At 69.5% G+C, this 23,521-nt stretch carries 2 protein-coding genes; both read right to left on the bottom strand.

All coding sequences use genetic code 11. The features are described from left to right. Positions 1 to 25: 25 nt before the first annotated feature. Entirely contained in the window at positions 26 to 2,722 is a 2,697-nt protein-coding gene (locus ACFYPJ_RS25250; protein WP_389021370.1) for a right-handed parallel beta-helix repeat-containing protein, read from the bottom strand. Continuing rightward, positions 2,719 to 23,418, bottom strand: a complete 20,700-nt coding sequence (locus tag ACFYPJ_RS25245; RefSeq protein ID WP_389021367.1) for a hypothetical protein — start codon at positions 23,416 to 23,418, stop codon at positions 2,719 to 2,721. The genes ACFYPJ_RS25250 and ACFYPJ_RS25245 overlap by 4 nt, the downstream gene beginning before the upstream one ends. Positions 23,419 to 23,521 lie beyond the last annotated feature (103 nt).

The following is a 23,521-nucleotide window of genomic DNA, read 5'->3' as shown; positions in this document are numbered from 1 at the left end:
GGTGGACAGGGACAGGGCCTGCGTGTCAGGGCCATTCGGGAAGGTCCTGCGGGCGCAGAGTGATCAGGTCCGTCTCGTCGGGAGCCGTCATCTCCGCCACCCGGTACGCCTGGCGTTCGGTCATGGACTGGAAGGTCTGGCGGGCGGTACGGCCGTTGCCGAACCGCTCGCCGCGGGGTGTCGCCTCGAAGTACGCGGTGAGCGCCTCGCGGGCGGAGTCCGTCAGCCGGTACTGGTGGTTCTCGGCGTGGTGCTCGACGATGTTCACCAGTTCCGGGGTGTCGTAGTCCTCGAACAGCAGGGTGCGGCTGAAGCGGGAGGCCAGGCCCGGGTTGGAGTCGATGAAATGCTCCATCTCGTCGGGGTAGCCGGCCACGATCACCACGACCGAGTCACGGTGGTCCTCCATCAGCTTCACCAGGGTGGCGATGGCCTCGTGGCCGAAGTCGTTGGAGCCGGCGGCCGGGGTCAGCGAGTACGCCTCGTCGATGAACAGCACGCCGCCCATCGCCTCCTCGAAGATCCGCTGGGTCTTCGGCCCGGTGTGCCCGACGTACTCGCCGACCAGGGAGGACCGGTCCGCCTCAACGAGATGTCCGCGGTTGAGCAGACCGACCGCGGCGAGGATGCGGCCGTAGAGCCGGGCCACCGTCGTCTTGCCGGTGCCGGGGTTGCCCGCGAAGACCAGGTGCCGGCTGAGCGGCGGCGCGGCGAGGCCCGCCTCCTCGCGGCGCCGGACCATCTGCATGAGCTTCACCAGCGACGAGACGTCGTGTTTGACCCGCTCCAGGCCGACGAGCAGGCCCAGTTCCGCGAGCAGGTCCTCCAGGCTCTCCTCGGGCACCTCCGCCTCGCCGTCGTCGCCGGATGCGGTGTCGCCGCTCGACGCGGTGGCTTCCGTGCTCTGCAGGGTCGCCACCGCGGTCTTCGCGGTGGCCGGGGCGGCGGGTGGGGCCGCGGCCGTGCCCGGGGCCGGCCACACCGCGTTCTTGACGCCGCGTGCGGCGCAGCCCGCCACCTCGGGCTGGGCGCCCTCGTCCAGGCTGAGGTCCTCGCCGGTGTCGGTCACCAGCAGGTTGCGCAGCACGGGCCGGGCCTCGCCGCCGACGTGGACGGCCGGATATCCGGTGGCCGACAGGACGCAGTCCTCGTAGCGGCCCTTGCCGCCCTCGTCGACGAACAGGCCGTTCTTCCCGGTGTCGGTCACGGTGGTGCGCACCACCGTGGGGGCGCCGTCACGGGCCACCACCAGCCCGGAGCCCGCGGTGCCGGACACCGTGCAGTCGTGCAGGGCGGGCGTCGCTTTCTCGGCGACGACGACACCGGCCGTGCCCGCGCCGCTGACCCGGCAGCCGGTGAACTTCGCGGTGGTCTCGGGGCCGCAGGTGATTCCGGCGCGCTCGACGTCGATGACCCGGGTGTCCTGGACCTTGACCTCGCCCAGCGCATTGACGGTGACGCCGTTGCGGCTGTGCCGTACGGTCATGCCGTCGATCGTGGCCGCCGCGTACCCGTCCAGATGCAGACCTGACAGTCCGCAGCCGGTCAGCCGGCAGTCCTCCAGCGTCAGCCGGCCGCGTTCGGCGACACCGATGCCGTGCTCCGGGGTGTCCTCCACCCGCAGGGCGGTGAGTTCGGCCTTGGCCTCGCCGCCGACGTGGACGGCGCTGAAGGCCGATTCCCGCACGGTGCCGCCGGTGACGCGGACCTCGGCCCGCTCGCCGACCATGATGCCGTTGCCCTCCGCGCCGCGCACCGTGGTGTCGGCGACGACGGCCCGGGCGGAGCCGCGCACCACCACGCCGGAGGCGCGCGGGTCGTTGATCCGGCAGTCGACCAGTTCCAGCCGGGCGCTGCCGTCGGCGGAGATCCCGGCCGCGCCGCTGTCCCGCACGGAGCACATCGTCACCAGGACGTCCCCGGTGCCCGCGGCGAGGATTCCGGCCGCTCCGGCTCCGGTCACCTCGCCACCGGTGATGCGCACGCCGCCGGTCTCGTCGTCCTCGGCGCGCGGGGCGGAGCCCAGCACCCGTACAGCCTCGGCGGCGGCGTCCTTGAGCCGGCACTCGTCCAGCGTGACCGCCGCCTGCCCCTCGACGAGGAGTCCGTTGCGTCCCGGGCCGTCGACGGCGCAGCGGCGGATCTCCGCGGTGGCCTCGCCGCGGATCCGGACTCCGGAGCCGGTGACCGAGCGCACCGTCGAGTCCGTGAGGTGCGCGGTCCCGGTGCCGGAGACGACGATGCCGGTGCCCTCGATGTCCGTGACGAGCGTGTCGGTCAGCCACAGTGAACCGCTGGTGTCGGCGTGCACGCCGGCCAGCGCCGCTTGCCGGACCACGCTGCGGGTGACCCGCAGGGAGGCCGACCGCACCACCTCCACCCGGCCGCCCGCGATGTCGCACTCCTGCAGTTCGGTGGTGCCGGCGGTCACCAGCATCAGCGGCCGGGACGGGTCCGCGCCCAGCACGGCGAGGCCGTTCAGCGTCGCGGAGGCGGACAGTTCCAGCGCGGGCACCCCCGAGGTGGCCGGCGTCAGGCGTACGGTGCCGGGTCCCTCCTCGGCGACGAGCGTCACCGTCCGGTCGATCAGCAGGCGCTCGGGATAGTCGCCGGGGGCGATCCGGATCTCGTCGTGGTTGTCCGCCGTCCGCACCGCGTCGGCGATGGTGCGGAACGCGCCGCGGCGCGCGTTCGGCCGTACGTGATGGATGGCGGGACTCACCTGTCGCTTCCCTCCGTGGGTGTGCGGTGTGCCCTGGGCTCGATGAACCCGGGGTTGGTCAGGTACTGGCCGACCGGACGGCCCCCGTCCAGGCGCTGCGCGCCGCGGATGTACCGGCTGTCCACCCCGCCGGGGTAGAGCACCTCCGCACGCTCGGGGTGCGGACCGGCCAGGTCGAGGGTCGTGTCGACGTCGACACCGCCGGGCGCGGCGATGTCGTACCGCCAGCCGTACCGGCCCAGCAGGCCGTCGGCCGCGGACGCGTCGGCCGCGGCCTGCTCGCGCAGCCAGCCGATCTTCCGGGTGGCGGTGACCCAGGCGCTGTCGGGGGTGTCCCGTGTGCTCACATGTGTCGCCACGTGGACCAGTGTGTCGCCCGTGGGCCGCAGACCGTCGGCGAACACGGCTTCGGGGTGCTCCGCTCCCGCCGGGCCGAAGACGTACAGGTCCTCGCCGTCGTCGGCACGCCAGTGCAGCCCGTCGCTCCACGACGTGCTCTGGAGCGCGCTCTGGATGTGCTCCCCCGCCTCGACCGCGATGCGCGGGGCCGGCACGGCGCCGAGTGCCGGGGATGTCGCGGGCAGTGTCAGCGGGGTGACCGTCACCGGCTCGGTCTCACCCGGCAGATACCAGTGCCAGGAGCCCAGACCGCCGTCCGGGCCGGGCGGCACGAAGACGCCCCGGAGGCCGAGCGCGCCGTTCTCGATGACGTACGCGGAGGTGTGCGGGGTGTCCCCGTTGTGGCCCCACAGCGTCCACCGCTCGGTACGGGCGAGCGGCTCGGGGTGCTGGTGCCGGACGGTCTCGAACGCCTCGGCGGGGTTCGGGTGTGCCGGTCCGGACGGTGGCGCGGACACTCCGGCGACGCCGGGCGCTGCCGCCCCGGACGACTCCGGCGTCCTCCCCAACACGGTTCTCTCCTCGGCGGTGGCAGGTGTTTCGGTCGCGACCATACCTTGCGCAGGTGTCGGTTCTGTGCTTGAGGTGTGTGCCGAGACCGCTACGACCGGTTCCGGTTCACCGGTGTGTGCCACCAGCAGTGTGTCATCCCGTCCGGGCGCCGCCGGGGCCAGGGCGGTCCGGGAGTGCGGGGCGGGCACGACGGCAGGGGTCGGCCGGACCGCGCCGGGTTCGAGTATCTCGACGGTGAACTCAAGTCCCTTCGCCTTGGCCACCTGTTCGAGCTGGTGCTTCTGCTCGTACGCCGGCGTACCGCCTTCCCTGACCAGCACGACCCGGTCCACGTCCGCCCAGCGGACTCCGCCGTGGAGCTGGGCCTCGAAGAACCCGATGAGTTTGTGCTCCAGCTCCCCGGCGTCCCGCAGAAGCCGCAGCTCCTTGTCGTACTGGAAGTCGGTCGCCTCGGCGAAGGCAAGCCGGACCAGTTGATCGGGACCGTGGTTCAGCAGCGGCAGCATGTTGCCCGTCCCGGTGATGCTACGGGCGCCCTGGCGTCCCGGGGAGAAGCTGTCCCAGGGAGTGAACGTGGCCCGCTGCATCAGGTCGTGCTTGAGGTGGAAGACGGCCTTTCCGTACCCTGCCAGGCCGCGCGGCCGGAGCTGCGAGGTGAGCGCGGCGTAGTTCGGCAGGTCCGCGCGGTCCGCTGGGGTCGGTGCGAAGGACCGGTCCCAGGCGTCGAGACCGGGCTCGGGCCGGTAGATCCCGGAGGCGTGCGTGGTCCGCTTGACGCTCGCGGGGTAGCCCATGGTCTCCTCGGCGGCGCCGCGTCGCTCGAAGTAGTCCCGGTAGCCGGGGACGACCTCCCACACGTTGCGCAGCAGCCGCTCGTCCCTGGCCATCGAGTCGAGCAGGGTCCCGTCGCCCACCTGTGCGCCGAGGTCCACGTTGACCGTCAGGGAGAGGTCCTCCCGCAGGTGCCGCTGCACCCGCTGGATGTACTGGTCGACGTTGCGCTCGTCGAACGGATAGGTCCTGGCCCAGCGCCAGTCGCCCTTGCCCCGGAGCAGGTTGGCGGTCAGCTTCTCCTGGTCCGCCGCCAGCGTGCGCAGCGCCCGGCGTTCGGCCAGGACGACCGCCGCGAGCTGTGCGGGCTCCAGCTTCTCCAGCACCTTCCGTTCTTCCAGGATGTGGAACAGCCGGACGTCCTCCTCGAAGGACTTCATCTGCCGCTGCAGCATCTTCTTCAGCTGGGGCGTGTCCTCGGCGGCCGTCAGCGCCTTCTCCAACAGGTTCTGCTGAACGGCGATGTCGCCCTCGTACGCTTCCTTGCCGGCGGCCGGGTCCGCGGGCCGGCCATGGGCGGCCGAGGGGTCTCTCACCCAGTGCACCACGGTCAGGTCCGGGCCGCTGGGGACCAGTGCGTAGGTCTCCCCGTCATCGGTGTCGATGATCACATGGCTGGCCGAGGGGACGTGGTCCACGGAGACCACGACGCCCTCGGGAGCGGCCGGCACGGCACGCGCGGAGCCGCTGCCCGGGCCGCTCTGCGACGGCCGTGACCAGTGCGGGGCGCCGCCGCCGAGTCCGGGCATGGGTCCCTCGCGTCTGACCGCGAACGGAAGCGGCCTGCCGTGCGTCACCTCGGTCCAGTGGGCCTCGGCCAGGGTCTCGGCGGCTCTCGCCGCTTCGAGCTGCTCCTCGGCGTGGGTGAGGCGGGTGCGGTCGGCGTCGTCGACGCCGCCGACACCCACGGTGTGCCGATCGTCCATCAGGCTCCGGACCCGCTCGGCTTCTGCCCGCAGTCGCCGCGCCTCGGTGAGCGCCGCGCCCGCCTCCGTCGCCTCGTGTTCGTCCACCGTGGGCTCGGCACGCCCCTTGCCCTTGTCGACGCGAGGTGCGTCGGCTGGGTTGTGGACGTCGGCGGTGTGGGGGTCGGCGTGCGCGGACGAGTCCGCGTGCACGGAGGCGTCCCCGTGACCGGACGTCCCCACGTGCGCGGAGGTGTCCCCGTGACCGGACGTCCCCACGTGCGCGGAGGTGTCCCCGTGGACAGACGTCGTTACGTGCATGGAGGCGTCCCCGTGCACGGTGTCCGTCGGGTGGCCGGTAGCCAGGGTGATGGGCTCGTGGTCTCCAGCCCCCGGCCGGGTGAAGACATGGCCCTGCCTGACCACGACACGTTCGGTGATCTCCGACGAGGGCACCGAGAAGCCGGCCAGGACGACGCCCGAGACCTCGGTGTCCGTGCCGCCGTGGTGGAACGTGAAGGTGAACTTGACGTGGCCGTCGAAGTGTTCGAGCGGGGTCGGGATCTTGGCGTTGCTGAAGGTACGGCCCCCGGTGACCTGGTCGGTGCGGGTCCGGCGGCGGAAGCCGCCGCCGAACGTGAACGCCGCCCCCAGCTTGTTCTCCAGCGTGCCGGCGACCCCGCCGAGCTGACCCAGCAGGAAGAACTGCCGAGAGTGCAGCCCGCGCCGGGTGAACACGCGGTACTTCTCGCCGGCCAGGGCCACTTCGGCCTTGGGCTCGGGGCGCGCGTGCGAAAGACCGACGATCTCCGCCTTGGCCGACACCCACGCCTCGCTGCCGTTCACCCGGAAGGACTCGCCCTTCAGCTCGCCACCGCGAGTCAGCTTCGGCAGCTCGGCCATCAGGCGGTCCTTGGTGAACTCGCCCATGACCAGTTCACTCCGCGGCTTTCCGGCGCGTGTGGCGTCCCTCCAGGCGCCGCCGAACGCCTTGCCGCCCCCGCTGTCGAGCAGGCCGCGCAGCGAGTGGACGTCGGGCAGGTCACGGACGAGGTGCCCGCCCGACATGCCATCGGTCAGCAGCGACTCCGGCGGCTTGGGCAGCTCGGTCTCCGGGAGCTGCCGGCCCGGGCGCTTGGGAGGCTGCGGCCGTCCGTAGCCCGGTTCAGGGGCCTTGAAGACCGCCTCCGCGGCGCCGGGTACCTTGACCGCGTCGGCGCTCGGCAGCACGGCCTGGAAGCCGATCTCGGCCCCGCCGACGCTGCGCACCCGCACGCCGAAGCTCCGCTTGGTCATGGCGGAGAAGGCGAGCGGTCCGCGGCCGGTGCGCTTGGCGCCGACCGCGTTCCGGATGCGCACGCTGTGGTCCGCGAGCGCCCGGTCGAACTCGGCCTTCGCCGCGTCGTACTCGGTCTGCAGGGAATCGTTCTCGCTCCGTGGACGGCTGACCGGGTCGCCCACGCGGGCCTCGTCACCGGCGCCGCCGCCCGGCAGGTCCCGGGTCGCAACGACGGTGCCGGACGTCTCGTGCGCATCGGCCGGCCGGCCGGTCCCCTGGGCATCGAGCTTCTGCCGGAGGTCGGCGACCTTCTCGCGCAGTGCCTTGAACTGGGCCTGCTCGCCGATGGCCTCCTTCGGCACGCGGGTGTCGACCCCGTGCCCGAAGGGCCGCCAGTGGTCGCGGACCTCGAAGTGCAGCCGAGCCACACCGTCGAAGACGCTGCCGGGGACCTTGGTCTTGGTCCCGGCTGCGGAGCGGATGCCGGAGGAGGAGTCGGCAAGGTGCTCGGCCTGGGTGGTGTGGGCCACGGTGGCACCGCCGAAGACCTCGGCCGGTGAGGCGGCGATCGGGTCGGAGGTACCGACGACGGTCACGTTGATGCCGTCGGAGGTGATCTGCGGCCCGTGCGCGCCGGTCTCCGTGCGTCCGCCGCCCGCGATGTCGACCGTGGCCGAATTGAACTCGGTCGCCCTGGTGTTGGCGGTGTGGGTCATCTCCTTCACGCTCGCGCTGATGGTCAGCTGACGGCCGTTGACCCGGACCACCCAGGGCTGGCCGGACATCATCGACTTCAGCCGGCGCTGGAACTCGGACGCGGGCAGGCGTTCCATGAGCTTCGCCCGCGCCGTCTTCCAGTCGGCGGCGGAGCCGAACACCTTCGGTCCGTGCGCGTCCAGCTGGCGCAGGACGTCCTCCACCAGGCCGGTGGCGGGAGCGCCGTCGGCCCCGGCCACGCCGGGTGTCCGGTCCACGCGCACCGGGCGGGCGTCGAGCACGACGTCCTCGGCGCCGAGGCGCAGCGACTCGGCGATGCGGTCGGGCACCCGGTAGTACTGGTCGGGCTGGTGGGCCGCCCCGGTCGCGGGGTCGGCGGGCAGGTCACGGACCGGGAAGGCGAACTGTCCGTCGTTGGTGACGGTGAACGTCCGCTCGCTGCCGAAGCCCGGCAGCGCGTCGGAGACCTTGACCTGGACGGTGTAGGTCACTTGGCCCTTGAACAGGGCGGCCGGTTCGACGCTCTTGTTCTTGGAGACGACCCCGCCGCGGACGTCGACGCTGTGGCCGCCGACGGACTCCTTGTGGTGCACGTGGCCGAGGGTGAACGAGACGTGCGGGGTCTTGAACCCGGCCCGCTCCCACAGGGTGCGCCGCACATGTGTGTCCTTCTGGAGGGCGGCGGCGGTGGCGGACTCCGTGCCCAGTTCGAACTCGAATTTGTCCTCGACCCGCAGGTACTCGGTCATCTTGGCGTCGGCCGCGGTGATGTGGATGTCCGCGGTCACCGGACCGGCACGGAAGGTGCCGCCCCAGGTGTCGCCGCCGGTGAGTCCGGCGGTCCTGGGCTGCAGTGCGATCGAGTCGAAGAACTGGCCCACCTCGGCCTCGACCTGGTCCCAGCGTTCCCCGAACGTGCCGGAGAGCTGCTGCTTCAGCTCCTTGACCACGCCGTCGCCGGGCAGGTCGACCACGATGTCGCCGTTGCCGATCCGTCCGGATTCGGTCACCCGCAGCGGGGGCCGGACGGTCAGGTCGGGCCGCGCGGCGTTCACGGTGGGCGCCGGCACGGGCTGCGTGGTCGCGGCGTCGGCCGTCGCGGGACGGACCGCAGGGCCGTCGCCGATGCTGTGCGGGGCGTCCGCGGCGGGGGCCGGACGGCGGAAGACCTGCGTGCCCGCCTCCGTGACCTCGTACCGCTCGGCGTGACTCTTCGGGATGGCGACGACGAAGCGGACGTCGGTGCTGCTGCCGTGCGCCACCTCCCCGGCGCCTCCGACGTGGGCGTCGACGCCGGCCGTGGCGATGTACACCGCCATCGGCTCGGGGTACTTGGCGCCGGCCACGCTGCTGTGGCCGGCGGACACCCCGCTGCCGGTGCGGTACCGGTGCGCGATGCCGCCGCCGGGGGCGTGCACGGCGAGTGTGAAGTCGCTGGCGAGTTCCGGCTGGACGCCGCTCTGCGCCAACTGACCGTGGCTGACGGTCGATCCCAGCCGGCCGCCCAGTTCGTCCGCGACGTCGCTGAGCAGGTTGATCTCGGCGGCGTCCAGGGTCCGCACGAACTCCAGCGACTCCAGCCGCCCGTTCAGGGTGAACTGGGCGTTGGAGCGCAACGGCATGGGCAGCGGGGTGCTGCGGATGGTGGTGCCCCGGGTGATCTGGGGCAGCGTGGCCGCGAGCTGCTCACGGGTGGTCATGTCGTGCGCGGTCGGACGTACGCCGGCCCAGTCGCGGCCGAAGTAGTCGCGGCCGATGCCGTCCACGAGATCGCCGAGCCGGGGCAACTGCGGTGCGTCCAGGGCGCGTTCCTCGCCTGTGAGGACGTCGATGACGACCGTGCGGGACGGCAGCCCGTCGTCCCAGACCGTGGCCGGGGGCTGCCAGGCGTGGTCGCCCTCATGCAGAGGGGGGGCCTCGGTCCGGCGCGGTCCCTGGGGCCGGGTGGCGGCGGAGAAGGCACCGGGTTCGGAGACCGGACGCGCGTCCGCCGCCTCCACCAGGACCTGGAAGCCGACCTGGGTCCGTCCGCCGCGCGCCGGGGGGACCGGCCCTCCGGTCGTGTCCGGTGCAGCCCCGTGCGGGGCCGGGGCCGCCGGGTCCACGCCGTCGGGGGCTGCCGCCGGCGTGGAGCCCCGACCGCTGACGGAGGGGGTGTCGTGGGGGCCGCCCGTGGCGGACGGTGCGCCGTGGGCCGTCGTCGATGCACCCGGCACAGCAGGCTTCGCGGCGCCGAGGGGATCGGCGCGGTGGACGAAGGAGAGCGTGGCGACGCCGTCGAAGACGGCGCCGGGGACCTTCATCTTGACCGCCGTGCCGGTACGGACGGACTCCTGGCCGATCAGGGCGCCTTCGCGGTCGAACTCGGCGTGGCCGACACCGGTGACGGTGGTCGGTCCGGCGTGCAGGTCGGCGCTCTGCACGTTCATCGTCGCCCGGACGCCGTGCTCGGAACTCTTCGTATGGGTGTAGACGCGGGTGACGTCCGAGCCGGTGTTGAACTCGGTCTTGTCGGTGTTGCGCAGGTGCTTCATCGATGAGACCTCGGCGGTGACCAGCAGGCTTCCCGCGTCCGAGCCCAGGTCGATCTCCAGCGCCTCGCCGGCCGTCATGCCCTTGAGCCGGTATTGCAGGGAGTCCAGGGAGCCGAGGCGGTCGAGGACCAGTTCCCGGACCTTGGGCCAGCCCTCGCCGAAGGCCCGCTTGCCGTAGGACTCCAGGGAGCGGGGGTCGTCGAGGCTGCCGAGCAGGGCCTTGTGCAGGGTGCCGGAGACCCGTTCGCCGTCGGCGTTCACGAGGAACAGGTCACGGACGGTGTCCATGCCACCCAGCGCGAGGGTCTGCTCGATGCGTGCCGGCGGCAGGTAGTGCTGCATCGCGGACGGCGGACGGACGTCGGCCTCGGCGGTGGCCACGGGCACCTTCGTCGACACCTCGACCCGGCCGGCGCCTCCGCCGTCGCCGCTGCCCAGGGGCAGGCGCTTGCCGAACGTGCCGCTGACGGCGGAGAAGTCGAACTCAAGCCGGACCTCGACGTCGAGCTTCAGCGCCGTCTCGGAGGTCTTGGTACGGCTGAACAGCCTGCCGCTGGAGACCATGCGGTGCGATTCGGAGCGGGACCAGTTCGATGACAGGATTCCGGTCAGGTCGGTGTATGCGGCGGCCTTGCCCTTCACGAGCACACCGGCGGTGACGGCGGAACGCGCCTCGCGCTGGAATCCGTCGCGGACCAGGGACTCGCTGCCGTCCTCGAACTCAAGGCTCTTGAAGGCACCCTCGGTCTCCGCCTTCGTCACCTTGGCCCGGACCGTGATGTCACCGCTGAAACCGGCCACGTCCATGGTGAGGGTGCGGGATTCGCCGCGGGTCATCGCCGACAGCGACGGCCAGACCTCCCTGCTGAGCTGTGCCTGCAGGTCGGCACGGAGGGTGTCGCGCTGCGCCTGGGTGAGGACATCGTCGAAGTGCGCGACGAGGTCCCGTGTGACGGTGCCGGCGGCCTCCTGGGACGGCAGCACTCGGTCGGCTCCGCCGATCTGTCCGCCCGCCGTCATGCGGACGGGAACCTGCGGCGACCCCTCGGCGACCGGTTGCGGCGAGGGAGGGGTGCCCGGTGCCTTGCCTCCGGCCCCGGACGGCTGCGGGCTCGCGGCGGTGAGCGGGTCCGGGGCGTCGGGCACCTGCCGGACTGCGTCGCCCGCGTCCCCGGGAGCGCCGGCGGTCTCCGGGGCGAAGACGTGCTGCTGGGGCACGTCGTCCGGTGCGTGATGGGTCGGGGGCGTGTCGAGGCTGCGCGGGATATCGGTCTCCCCCGGGACACCTCGCTCCGGCCCGGACGACTCCGGCGACACCGTGTGGTCCGCCGTGGGTACGTCCGTGTGGCCCGGCGACGGGACGCGGTGGCCGGTTCCCGGTGTCTCGACGGAGTGGGAGTGAGGTGAGGTGAGGTAGTCCAGGATCTGGTGGACGTCGCTCTCTGCGAAGCCCTTGACGTGTTTGTCCTCGACAGGCTTCAGATTCCTGACGTACGGGAGGTCACCGCCCCCGGGCACCCAGCTCGGGTGCTCGAACATGTCGGTGAGATTTTTGACGTCCGCTTTGGCTTCCTCGGGAATCTGCCCCTTGTACTGCGCTTTGTACTTCGCTTCCGTCTGGTTTCGCAGGGCCTTGATCTCAAGGGCGAGCTGGCCGGACCGAGTGGGCGGGTGATCGATGACGATGCGCTCGTAGCCGGGAGCGAGCGCGTGGTCGGCGGTCTGACCGGACCCGCCCACCGCGTGCCACTTGGCCATGCGGTCACCGCCGTTGCTGCCGACTTCCTCCAGATAGCGAACCTGGTGACCGGACAGCGCCATCGCTTCGAGATTGCCGCTGCGGAAACCGAGATGCCTGAGACGACCGCCGCTCGCCCGGTTCAGGTACTCGAACAGCCGCATCTGGCCGATGCGGCTCCCGCCGCCCCATGTGTCGAGTCCCTTGGGCTGCTTCCAGAACCCGGTGAGGTCGTGCACCTCAAGGCCCGAGTCCCGGAACTGCTTCGCCATGACGGGGAACTTGCTCGGACGGCCGGAGTGGGCGGAGGCGTCTCCGGCGAGGATGACGAGGGGGCCCCGCGGACGGTCCGTGGTGCGGTGTTTCAGGCCGTCCAGAATCTGCGCCAAGCCGGTGTGGCTGGTGTCGTGCTCGACATGGATCTCTCCGCGCTTGCCGCTGAACCGGCTCCACAGGACGACGACGTCGCGCTCGGCCACGTCGGGCACGCCCCGACCGGACAGCCAGGAGCCGACCGCCTGCTGCAACTCGTGCGTGAAATGGCCGTCATCGAGCTGCCACGCAGTACGCAGGGTCTCGCGCAGTTCGGAACTGAAGTGCTTTCCGACCGACGCCGTCGCAGCGCCCACCGTGAGAATCAGATGGTTGTCGAAGTCCTTCCGCCGGGGCATCTTGTCGGCATCGACCGTCGGCAGCACATCGGCGTTGATCTCGCGCCAGTGCTCCATCTTCAAGTCCTTGGCCTGCTTGCCCTCCTCCAGATCCCTGACCACTACACGGCTCGAATCAATACCGCTGGCCACATAGAAATCGCGGATGTCCGTGCTGCGGTCACGGAAGTCCTTGGAGTCACGTATCAGCAGCAGGCGCAGCTTGGGGTCGGCATGCAGGGCCGCGGCGACGCCGAACTGGTCGCCGGTGGCGTACCCGTTCTGGACCAGCACCGGCCGCAGCCGCGAGTCGACGGACTTCGAGTGCTGTGCCGCCTTCGCCGCCTTGTCCGCCTGCGCTCCCTGGGTCTCCTTGACCTTGGGGGCCTTGCCCTTCGGCGCCTTGCCACGCGCCTTCTTGCCGCTGTCGCTCTCCTCGGGACGGCCGGTGTGCGCGGACGACAGGTCGTGGTCGTGCGGGACGGTGTCGACGCGGTGGTGTTCGCTCTGGAGGTGGTGGCTCTCTTCGGCAGCCTTGGAACCGGAGAACTCCGCCTTGGAAACCTCGGGCTCGACAGCCTTGGAACCGGAGGACTCCGCTTTGGAGACCCCAGGCTCGGAAACCTTGGAACCGGATACATCGGCGTGGGAAGGCTGCGGCTCGAAAGCCTTCGGCTCGGCGACTTGGCCTGCAGGAGTCTTGGGTGCCGTGGTGTGGACGTCGGCAACGGTGGTGTCGTGAGCCTGCGGGCCTGCACCGCTGTCCGGGCGCAGCGCCCCCGTGTCGTGGGTCACGGGCGAGTCGGTGTGGGCCGACGCGGACGCGGCGCCGTGGGCGCTCGTCGGCTGCGCCGGTGCAGGCAGTTCCGGCCGGGCTCCGTGCGGCAGGAGGACCTGGCCGCCGTGCTCGGTCAGCAGCAGCCCGCCGTTCACCCTCTTGACCAGGCCCTTCCCCTCCAGCGCCTTGGAATGCTTGTCGAAGGCCCTCTTCGTGAGGCCGAAGGTCTGCCCCGACTCGGTCGGTCTGGTGAAATCGCCGTGCTCGACCAGGCCCCGGGCCACCGGCCCCATCTCCTGCGCGGTCTTCTCCCCGAAGATCGTGGAAAGCGCAGTGTGCAGACGGGTGCCCTCGGCCTCGGACAGCGCGGAAACGGAATGCTGGACGGCAGGAGTCTTGGACCCGGACGGCTTGGATACAGCGGTCTTGGAGACCGGAGCCTTGCCAGCGGAGCCCTTGGCAGTGGACCCGCTCTGCCAGTCCGTCAGCTTCGCATCGATCTGATCGAAGAGTTCCTGCCTCTGCTGCAGCAGCTTGCCCGCCAGGTCATGGCGTTCGCCGGTTGACCCTTCCTGGAACTTCTTCGTCAGATCGATCGACTGCTGAGCGTATGACTTCGCGTCCTTCAGGTGGTCCTTGGCCTTGATGTCGTAACCGGTCGTCTTGCTGTTGTCGGCCTGACGCAGCGCATCCGACGCCTTGTCGTGCTGCTTGCCGGCGGCGCGGGCGACAGGGTCGAGGGTGCCGTCGGCGAAGTACCGCCCGTCACCGTGTTCGTTGACGACGTGCAAGGGCTGCGGCATCCCTTGGTGGATCACCGCGTTCATCGGGGTGATGGGCAGCCCGGAGCCGAACTTGGCCTCGGGCCGGAAAAGCTGGGAGACGACCTTGCCCAGTCCGTCCGTGTCGAGCCCGAGGACGTGGGCCGGGAACGCACCGCCGATGCTGTCCACCTCACGGATGACCGACAGGGCAAGGGCCTCCACCACGTGCTCCCCGTGGAACACCTCCTGCTCGAAGGTGACTGTGCGGGTGACACCGTTGTTCTGGGGATAGGCCTGGGTCCACTGGGCCCGCTTGCCGATGTCCGTGAAGCCCTCGTCGTACTGCGCGGTCCGGAAGACCTTCGTAGCGTCTCCCAGTTCCGGCATCGTCTTCTTGTCCAGCGACAGTTCCTGCATCGTCTTGCGGTCCAGCGGATGGAGCTGGTCGTGGAGCGACACCCAGCCGCCCTGGTCTTTGAGCACCTTGGCGTCGAAGACGACGGTGGTCGGTCCGTAACGGCTGTCCATGGCTCCGTCTCCGACCTCCATACGGAAGAAGACGAAGTCGTCGTTGCCCAGATTGCTCGTGTTGTTGGCCGAGCTCTTGCCGGAGGCCAGGTGCTTCACGTTCCGGCGGGCCAGGTCGCCCTGGGACGACATCACACCACTGTTCGCGATGGCGTGGTAGGCCGGTGTGGCATGTTTGATGCGGTACGGAAGGTCCAGCAGCCTTTGCTTCAGAGCGAGGAGGGCCTGCTGTTGCTCGGGCGGCTTTCCTCCGATGAGCTTGTCGATCTCCTGGCGCAGATTCTTGATGTTCTCCTGCGAGAGGTTCTCGACGAACTTCTCCTTCGCCACGATCTCACCGCGCAGCTTCTCCAGCTCAGTCTTCGAGAGATCGTGTGCGGGCGGCTCCTGCTTGGACGTCAGCGTCTCGATGTCGTCGAAGACCGCCTTCCACTGGCCCTCGCTGCCGGGGATCACGGCGTGCCACTGCGTTCCCGTCGGGATGTCGGCGTACGCCTTGCCCGTGCGGAACTCGCGGAGCCACTGCGGGGCACCGCTCCGCAGGCCCTTGACCGCCCGGTAGGTGTTGAAGTCCTTCTCAAGCCGCACCGCCTCGTCCGGTCCGGCCTTCCGGATGGCATCCTGCGCCAACTCGACGAGATGGCCGGCCGCGAGGACCAGAGGTCCGTGTGCGTTGCGCAGGGCGTAGCCGCCCCCCAGCCGCGAGGCATCCGTGATGAACCCGCCGAGCACCCCGTCCAGCCTGCTGACGGACGAGCGCAACCGGTCCACATGACTCTGGACCTCCGCGGATGTCAGCCCGCCGGAGTCCGTCGCCTTGCCCTTCCCCGTCACGGTGTTCTCGGACGTCAGGATCTGTTCCAGCTCCGCGGCCTGGACGCGTATCTGATCGACCTGCTGCTGGACGTCCTGGCCACGCCAGATGACCTGATCCGGGCGGGAGCCGGGGCCGCCGAGCCCGTCACGGGCCCTGATGTCGAGCTCGCGGGCGTGCTGCTGGACGCGGACAGCGTGGTCGAGGTCGGCTTCGGCGGCGAACGTGTCGGTGAGGCGGCTCAGCTCCTGCTGGGAGTGGGTACCGGCAGACACGAGATCGTTCACTGCGCTGTCCAGCGCGTGCCAGGCAGTCGCCTTCTTGGCGTTGGCCGCGTCGAACTCGGCCTCCTTCACCTTCAGCTTGCCCTCGGCTGCGGTCAGGTTTTTTTCCTCCGACTTGACAGCGTTGTTCGCACTGTCGAGTCGCCTCTGCGCCGCCTTGTCCGGCGCAGGGAGGTTGCCGTACTTGTCCTTTTCAGCGGCCAGCTTCTCGTTGGCGGCCTGGAGCTTGGCCTTCGCGTTGTCGCGCGCGGCGGTGGCATCCTCCAGACGCACCTTCGCCGAGGGCACTTGGCCGGCCGTCTTGGTGTGCTCGGTCAGCAGCTTGTCCAGATTGTGCGGCTCGCCCGCGACGTGCGGGGACGGCTGATGCGCACCGGCGACCGCGCGCGGACGCTCCTTCAGACTCTGCTTGTAGACGGCCGACAGGTCCCGGTCCAGACGGCCAGGATCAAGGCCAAGTCTCGCCAGGTCCTGCTTCGCCGAGTCGAGGTCGGCCTGCGCAGCGGACAGATCCTGCCGGAGCTGCAGCTCGTGTGCACTCGGTCCGCTCGACCCGCCCGCGTGCGGCCGCTCGCCTCCCAGCTGCTCCTGAAGCCGGCCGACGTCGTTGCGCGCCTGCGTGAGCTTCCCCCACGCCTCCACACGAGCGTCATGCAACGGATGCTGTGAACCACCGAACAGATCGTCGATCCGCTTCGCGTCCGCATCCTGAAGACGCTGAATCTCACTTGGCGTCAGCCGCCCGGAATCCCCCACGCCCTGGGCAGACACGCTGTCGTCGGCATGCGCACCCGAGGACGAGCCGGAGCCCGAGGCCGGCACGTCCAGCGCGGACGTCTCCGCTCTCGACGGCCGCATCCCATGCGCCGCACCCGACAGAACGTCCAGCTCGAACTCGGCCTGGACCACCAGCAGTTCCACACCGGCGACGCGCTGCGGATTCGGCCCGTCGGCCAGATACCGCTGAGCCTTCGCCGTCAGTTCCTTGAGGACATCCATGCGCTGCGCGGTATTCGGCTGCGGAACGGCCTGATACTTGTGCAGAAGCTGGTCCAGGTCCCGGATGCCCGACAATGAGCGGATACCCGTGGATGTCGACGTCTGCTGCTTGAAGACAGCCGGATTCAACATGTCGGGCCGACGCTCGCCCTTCAGCCCCGCCGATGGTCCGACCCGACCAGCATCATCCGGCGCGGCGGCCTTGGAACCCTGCACCCCGGGCACGTCATGGGCGTCCGCCACGGCCCGCTCCGGCACCTGCCCGCCAACCGCGGACTCGGACACCTTCGGCTCGGAGACAGCGGCCTTCGAAACCACCGACTCCGACACCTTCACCTCAGAGACAGCAGCCTCCGAAACCACCGACTCCGACACCTTCGAGTCGGAAACAGCGGACACAACGGACTCGGACGCCTTCGGCCCCGACACCTCAGACGTCGAGACCTCAGCCCCAGACACCTTCGGCCCGGAAGCCCCGGGATGCGACGCTCCCGGCCCGGAGGGCTTGGGCTCGGACAGCGGTGTATCGGCAACCGGACGCGCCGCACCGGCACCGGGGGTCGTCGTCACATGCACATCGCCGGGCACCGACGACGCACCGGCATGCCCGGCCGCCGCCTCGGCCTGCGAACCGCCCACCGGCACATCGGCGTGACGGCCGGGAGCGGACGCCTTCAGCCCCGTGCCCGCTCCGTCGTTCGCCTTCAGCCCCGTGCCCGCTCCGTCGTTCGTCTTCAGCGCATCGGTCAGCCCGTTGTCCACGGCGGCCGGGACATCGGCCTTGACCGAAGCCTTCGCACCGGCCCCCTTCGCACCGGCCCCCTTCGGCTTGGGCCCCTTCGGTGCGACAGCCTTGACGTCATCCGCAGCCTTGACGTCAACACCCGCCACGTCAGCGGTCTTGATGCCGGCGGTCTTGATACCGGCGGTCTTGACGCCTGCACCCTTGGCGTTCCCGCCCTTCGGCTTGCCGCCCTTGGCCGGCTGGCCTTCCTTGGACCCGGATGCCTCCCCCTTCGCGGACGTGTCGCCGTGGAGTCTCTTGACCTCCGCTTCCCAGTTCTTCTCCAGGTGCGTGACCTCCTTGAGGAAGCCCTCTCGCTTCTTCAGGAGACCGTCGATCAGCTGCTGGCGCTCCGGGGAGCTCCCGGCCTTCCACTCCTTCGTCAGGTCGATGGACTTCTGCACAGACACCTTCGCGTCCTTGAGGTTCTGTGCGACGTTCTTGGTGCTGTTCTCCTGCACACCGTGCTCGGCCGACCGGAACGCGTCGTCCCCCGCATCGAAGTGCTTGCCGGACCACCGCCCGATCGGGTCCATCGTCCCGTCGGGGAAGTACCGGCCGTCGCCATCAGGATCGTGAACATGCAACGGCTCCGGACCAACGCCCGAAACCTTCGACCCACCCGTCGAAAGGTCATCCAATGTCTTCGGCGTGATGGGAAGGCCGGAGCCGAACTTCGCCTCCGGGCGGAACAGCTTCGACACCAGACGGCCAAGATCATCAGCCGACATCTTCAGCACGAGGTCCGCATACTCGGAACCCATGTGGATCACCTCGCGCACCACCGACAGCGCGAGAGCGTCGATCACATCACCGCCATGGAACACCTCCTGCTCGAAGGTGACCGTCCGGGTGAAATCAGACGCCGCACCGTGCGGATACTTGTAGGTCCACTGTGCGTGCTTGCCGACCCCGTTGAAACCCTCGTCGTACTGCGCGGTGCGGAAGACCTTCGTCGTCGATTCGCCCCCCGGCCCCGTCTTTTCCTTCACCTCGACCTTCTGCATCGCGGGACGGTCCAGCGGATGCAACTGGTCATGGAGGGAGACCCAGCCCCCGTGCTCCTTCAGAACATTCGCATCGAACACCAGCGTGGTCGAACCATAGCGGGTGACCATTTTCTCGTCGCCGACGTCCATACGGAAGAAAACGAAATCGTCGTTGCCAAGGCTCGACGTGTTCTTCACCGAGCTCTTCCCGGACGCCAGGAACTTGACATCCCGGCGCGCCAGGTCACCCTGGGATGACATCAGCCCGCTGTTCGCGATCGCATGGTACGCAGGCGTCGCATGCTTGATCCGGTACGGAAGATCCTGCAGATCCGCCAGCAGCCTGCGGAAATCCTGCTCCCGGCCGGGATGCTTCTTCAGCAGGTCCTCAAAATCGGAATTCAGTCTTTCCAGATTCTTCTGCGAAAGTTCACGAACAAAGTTGTTCTGCTCCTCGGGCGTCAACTTGCTCAGATCGCCGAAATGCGCCAAGTCCGTTCTATTGCCGGGCAGTACGGACTTCCACTGGGTTCCCGTCGGAACCTCGCCATATGCCTTGTCCGAACGGAACTTCCGCACCACCTGGGCCAGATCATGGAAGTCGGCAACGGCCTTCTCCATGTTGAAGACATCCGTGACACGCACCACGTCACCCAGCGATGCGTCCTTGAGCACGTGATTCACCCGCTGGGCAAGCTTGCCCGCGGCGAAGGACAACGGACCGTGCTCCGCACGCAGCGCGTAAACGCCACCCGCCCTGGCCGCGTCCTTGATGAAGCCCTTCTCCAGCATCGACCCGAGATGCTCTGCCGACTTTTTCAGATCCAATGCGGCATTCTTGAGTTCCGGGGTCACCTGCACATCGACCGAAGTCGTGCGGCCGGCCTTCGTCACGGGACCGACAAGCAGACCCTCCAAGTCCTTGGACTGCGACAGCACCTTCTCCGCCTGCTGTTGCACATCCTTGCCGGACAGCGACAGCTGATCCCAACGGACCGGACGACCGGAGTCCAGCGCTTCCTTCGTCGCAAGGTGCAGCTCGCCCGCATGCGCCCGCAATTTTTCCGCGACATCCAGGTAACCGGCACCAGCGAACTTCTCCACGTACCGATGCACGTCCCGCTGTGCAAAATCACGAGCAGCGACATGGAGATCCACACCAGCAGCCAGGTCGTCATTGGCCTTCTTCAGGCCATCCCGGACCAGCTGCAAGCCGGTCTGTTCCCTGGTTTTGTCTGCCAGGGCCTTTTCCTCGGCTTCTTTAGCCTTGGTGTAGTCCTTCTCCGCTTTCGCGATCGCACCCTTGTTGGTGCCCTGCTGCGCCTGGTCGAGCTTGTCCTTCAGGGGCTGGAGCTTGGCGGCCTTCGCCGCGTGCGACTTCTCGGCCAGGGACACCTTCGACTCGGCGCTCGGCATGGCCTTCTCAGCGGCTTGAAGCTGCGTCATCAAGTCGTCGAGCTTCGCCGACTCCCCCGGATTCTGCACACCGGCGCCATCCAGACGCGGATGCTCCTTCAGGCTCTGGGCGTGCAGATCCCACAGCTGCCGGTCCATGTCCGTGTAGTCGACGCCCAGCTCGTCGAGCTGGCGTTCCAGCTCGTCGAGGTTGTTCTTCGCCGCGGACAGGTCCTGCTGCAGCTTCAGCTCATGCGCGCTCGGCCCGTTCGATCCCCCGGCATGCGGCTGATCGCCCCGCACCTGCCCTTCCAGCCGGCCCACGTCATAACGCCCCTGCGTGAACTTCCGCCACAATTCCCGGCGATCACCGGTCAGCGGATCGTGCGGACCGCCGAACAGCGCGTCGATGCGTTCCCCGTCCAGCTTCCAGAACCGTTCGATCTCGCCCGGCGAGAACGGCAGGGACTTGCCCACCGCCGCGGGAACGCCGGTGGTGCCGGTCTTCGTACCGACCGCCGTACCGTCGCCGGCGCGTCCGTGTCCGGGCAGGGCCTCGGAATGCGTGACACGCACCGGACCCGCGTCGCCGCCCGCCTTCCCTGCCTGCGCGACCCCGTGCTCGGCGGCAGTGCCGGACATACGACTCGGTCGAGGCCCGGGGATGCCCAGGGCGTCGAGGTGGCCCTCGATGGTCTCGGCGTCCATGCCGAGCCGGGACATCTTGCCCTTGGCGATGTCCAGGGCGACCTCGGCCTGCTGTGCGTCGAGCTTGGCGGCGGCCTGGTCGACGTTCTCGGAGGGCCGGCCGAGCTGCCCGCCCGTGAGGTCGAGTTCCCGCTTGGCGCCGGCGAGCTTGGCGCTCGCCAGCTCGAACTCGTCCCAGGTGGTCAGCCGCTCCTTGCCGATCTTGCCGGCGACGCCGCCGGTGACCGCCTCGTACTTGCTCAGCGGCCCAGGCTTGCCGCCCGCGTTCGGGTGCGGCTTCGGGGCCGGGGCGGGGGTCGGACGCAGGGCGACGTGCCCACCGACCAGGACCGCGCCCGAGCCGTCGTCCAGCGAGCGTTCGGCGCCGGTCAGGTGTGCGTCGGGGCCGGTCTTGACGTGGGTCGTGGGGGCGGCGCCGGCGGTGTCGACGGTGCCTTCCCGTTCGCCGAGCAGGTCGAGGTTCTCGCGGGCCGACACCCCGAGGTGGTCGCCCTGCGCGGTGACCGAGGGGGTCTCGGGTGCTTCGGCCAGCCGCTCCGGGGAGCTCAGACTCTTGGTGCCGCCGGAGAGGTCGTCGAGGTCGCGTGCGGCCTTCTTGATGCCACCGCCGACGGACTCCCCGGCCGTGCTGCCGGTCTTGACACCACCGGTGGACGCGGCGCCCATCGAACCGGTCTTGACGTCGGCGGTGGCCGAAGACGCACCCACCCAACCCGTCTTCACGTCGGCGGTGACCGAAGACGCGCCCACGGAGCCGGTCTTCACGTCAGTGGTGACCGAAGACGCACCCACGGAACCCGTCTTCACGTCAGTGGTGACCGAAGACGCACCCACGGAACCCGTCTTCACGTCAGTGGTGACCGAAGACGCACCCACGGAACCCGTCTTGACCTCGACGGCCGGCGACGAGACCGCCGCGCCCTCCTTGACGTCGGCCCCCGCGCCGGCCTTGACGTCGACCGCCGTCGCCTTGAGGTCCGTCGCCAGGGCATGGGTGCCGAGCGCGCCGGTCTTGACGTCCGCGGTCACGGGCGTCGTGCCCACCGACCCCGCCTTGACGTCGGCCGTGACCGGGGTCGTGGCGGCCGAACCCGTCTTGACGTCCGTCGTGACGTGCCCGGCCGTGGCCGCGGGAGGAGGTGACTGAAGGCCGTGGGCTCCACCGTGGACCGCCATGATGTCGGCCGTGCCGAGGGCTTCGTGCACCTCGGGGGCGACGACGACCTGCTTGCCCTCCCCGTTGGTGAGGCCCGAGCCCCGGTAGTCCACGTGCAGCGTGGTCGGCGTGCCGCTCTCGGCACCGACCTGCATGCTGATGCCGTCATGCGTCATCCGGATGCCGGAGATGTCGCCGTCCACGATGCTGCGCAGTTCGGGGATGCCCAGCGCGTGGAAGTCCTCGACGTGGCCGGTGGCGACCCGCACCGCGGACATGGCGTCGCTGAACGAGTCGGACAGGCCGGAGCCGGAAGGCGTCAGGTCGCCGCGCAGGGCGTGCAGACCGCTGGAGCCGACGTCGGAGAGGCTGTGTCCGCCGGCGAGGTTCGTCCCGCCCAGGTGGGTGGGCAGCGGCTCCAGCAGTCCGGCGGCGGTGCGCTGGAAGCCGGTGGCGTGGTCGAAGGCGGCCATGTGGCCGACGGCGTCCAGACCGCCGGCGATCCCCATCACGTTGCCGACGGAGTCGAAACGGGTGACCCCGTTCAGCGAGTGCAGAGACGTGAGGCTGCTGTTCATGCCGCCGATGTCGGTGCCGAGGCTGATGCCGTGCAGGCCGCCCAGCGAGGAGTCGATCCCGGTGTTGAGGCCGTGGAGCCCGCCGGCGTCGAAGCCCTGCAGACCGCCGTGGCCGAGACCGCTGAAGGAAGCACCGGTCGGCAGCCCGGCGAGGCCGCCGTGTCCGCCGGTCAGCGCACCGACATGCAGGCCGCCGCCGAGGACCGACTGCGGCAGGTGGGCGGTCGGGGTCAGCAGACGGGTGCCGAGGCCCATCTTGAAGGCGCCTTTGAAGCTGACACCGAGTTCGAAGAAGTCCACCGGCAGCACCGCGCCGAGCAGGAAGCGTCCGCCGAAGCTGATGGGATAGACGGCCACCTTGCCGATCGTGCTGCTGATGCCGGCGGTGGCGACCTGGAAGTCGGTACGGAAGGTGTTGGCGAGCAGCTTCAGACCCGCGGCGGTGACCTTGACGCCCTTCATGGCCAGGCTGGCCATTCCGCTCAGTCCGCGCAGGACCAGCCCGGGCAGCGCCGTCACCCCGTTGTAGATGTTCTTGATGGTGACGCCGCTGGTGAGGACGTGGCTCAGGGTACCGCCCAGCTTGCTCACACCTGCGGAGAGCGACTTGGGCAGGTTCTTCAGCGCGTTGAACACGCCCTTGGCCAGTGAGCCGAGGTTGAGGCCCTTGGTGGAGGGGAAGAGAATGCCGACGAAGGAGAGCACCACGTCCAGGAGGCTCGCCTTGCCCTCGGCGAACTCGACGAGTGTGCCGATGAATATGACCATGCCGAGGCCGAAGGCGAGCAGGCCGAGCCAACCACCGAAGATCATGCCCACGATGGCAAGGATGATTTCCAGGATGCCTATGGCCTGGAGGAACAGCTGCCAGCCACTGAGCGGCTGGCGGATCAGGTGCTCGGCTTCCGTGAGCTTGTTCTGGTACGTCCTGACGGCGGCGTTGTACTCGTCCTGGGCAGCATGCACCTGGTTCTTGAGAGCGGCCAGCTGCGGATCTTCCTTCGACAGTCCCTGAGCGGCGTTCAGCGCCTGGTCGGCCTTCGCCTGGGCTTCCTCGACCGCGGTCTTGTAGACCGCGGTCGCGTCCGCCGCAACACCGAAGGACTGGCCGATGGCGTCGATGAACTGCTTGAGGTGCCCGTCGATCTTCTCGCGCAGCGCCTCTGCGGCCTTGCCGACGAAACCGTTGCCCGAGCCCGTCTTGTCGAGGATGCGGTTCAGACCGCTGGTGAGCTCGTTGCCCAGTTCCTCGGTATCGTGCAGGCCTGACTGGAAATTCGCCAGGATGGTCGGATCGCCAGGTGTGGGGTCGCCGTGCATCCCCAGCGCACTCCAGTCCTCCGGCCGCGGCATACGCACTCTCCGTACCAGTCGAACCGCCCCATGACGCAGGGTGTGCGGGGGCGGTTAGTTCACACGTATCAGTCCATCGTAATGTGGATACGGTTGTACCTTC

The sequence above is a fragment of the Streptomyces sp. NPDC006012 genome, from assembly GCF_042871185.1.
GTDB lineage: Bacteria > Actinomycetota > Actinomycetes > Streptomycetales > Streptomycetaceae > Streptomyces.
Note: the sequence above shows the minus strand (reverse complement) of the source record. Positions and strands in the feature narration are given on the sequence as shown.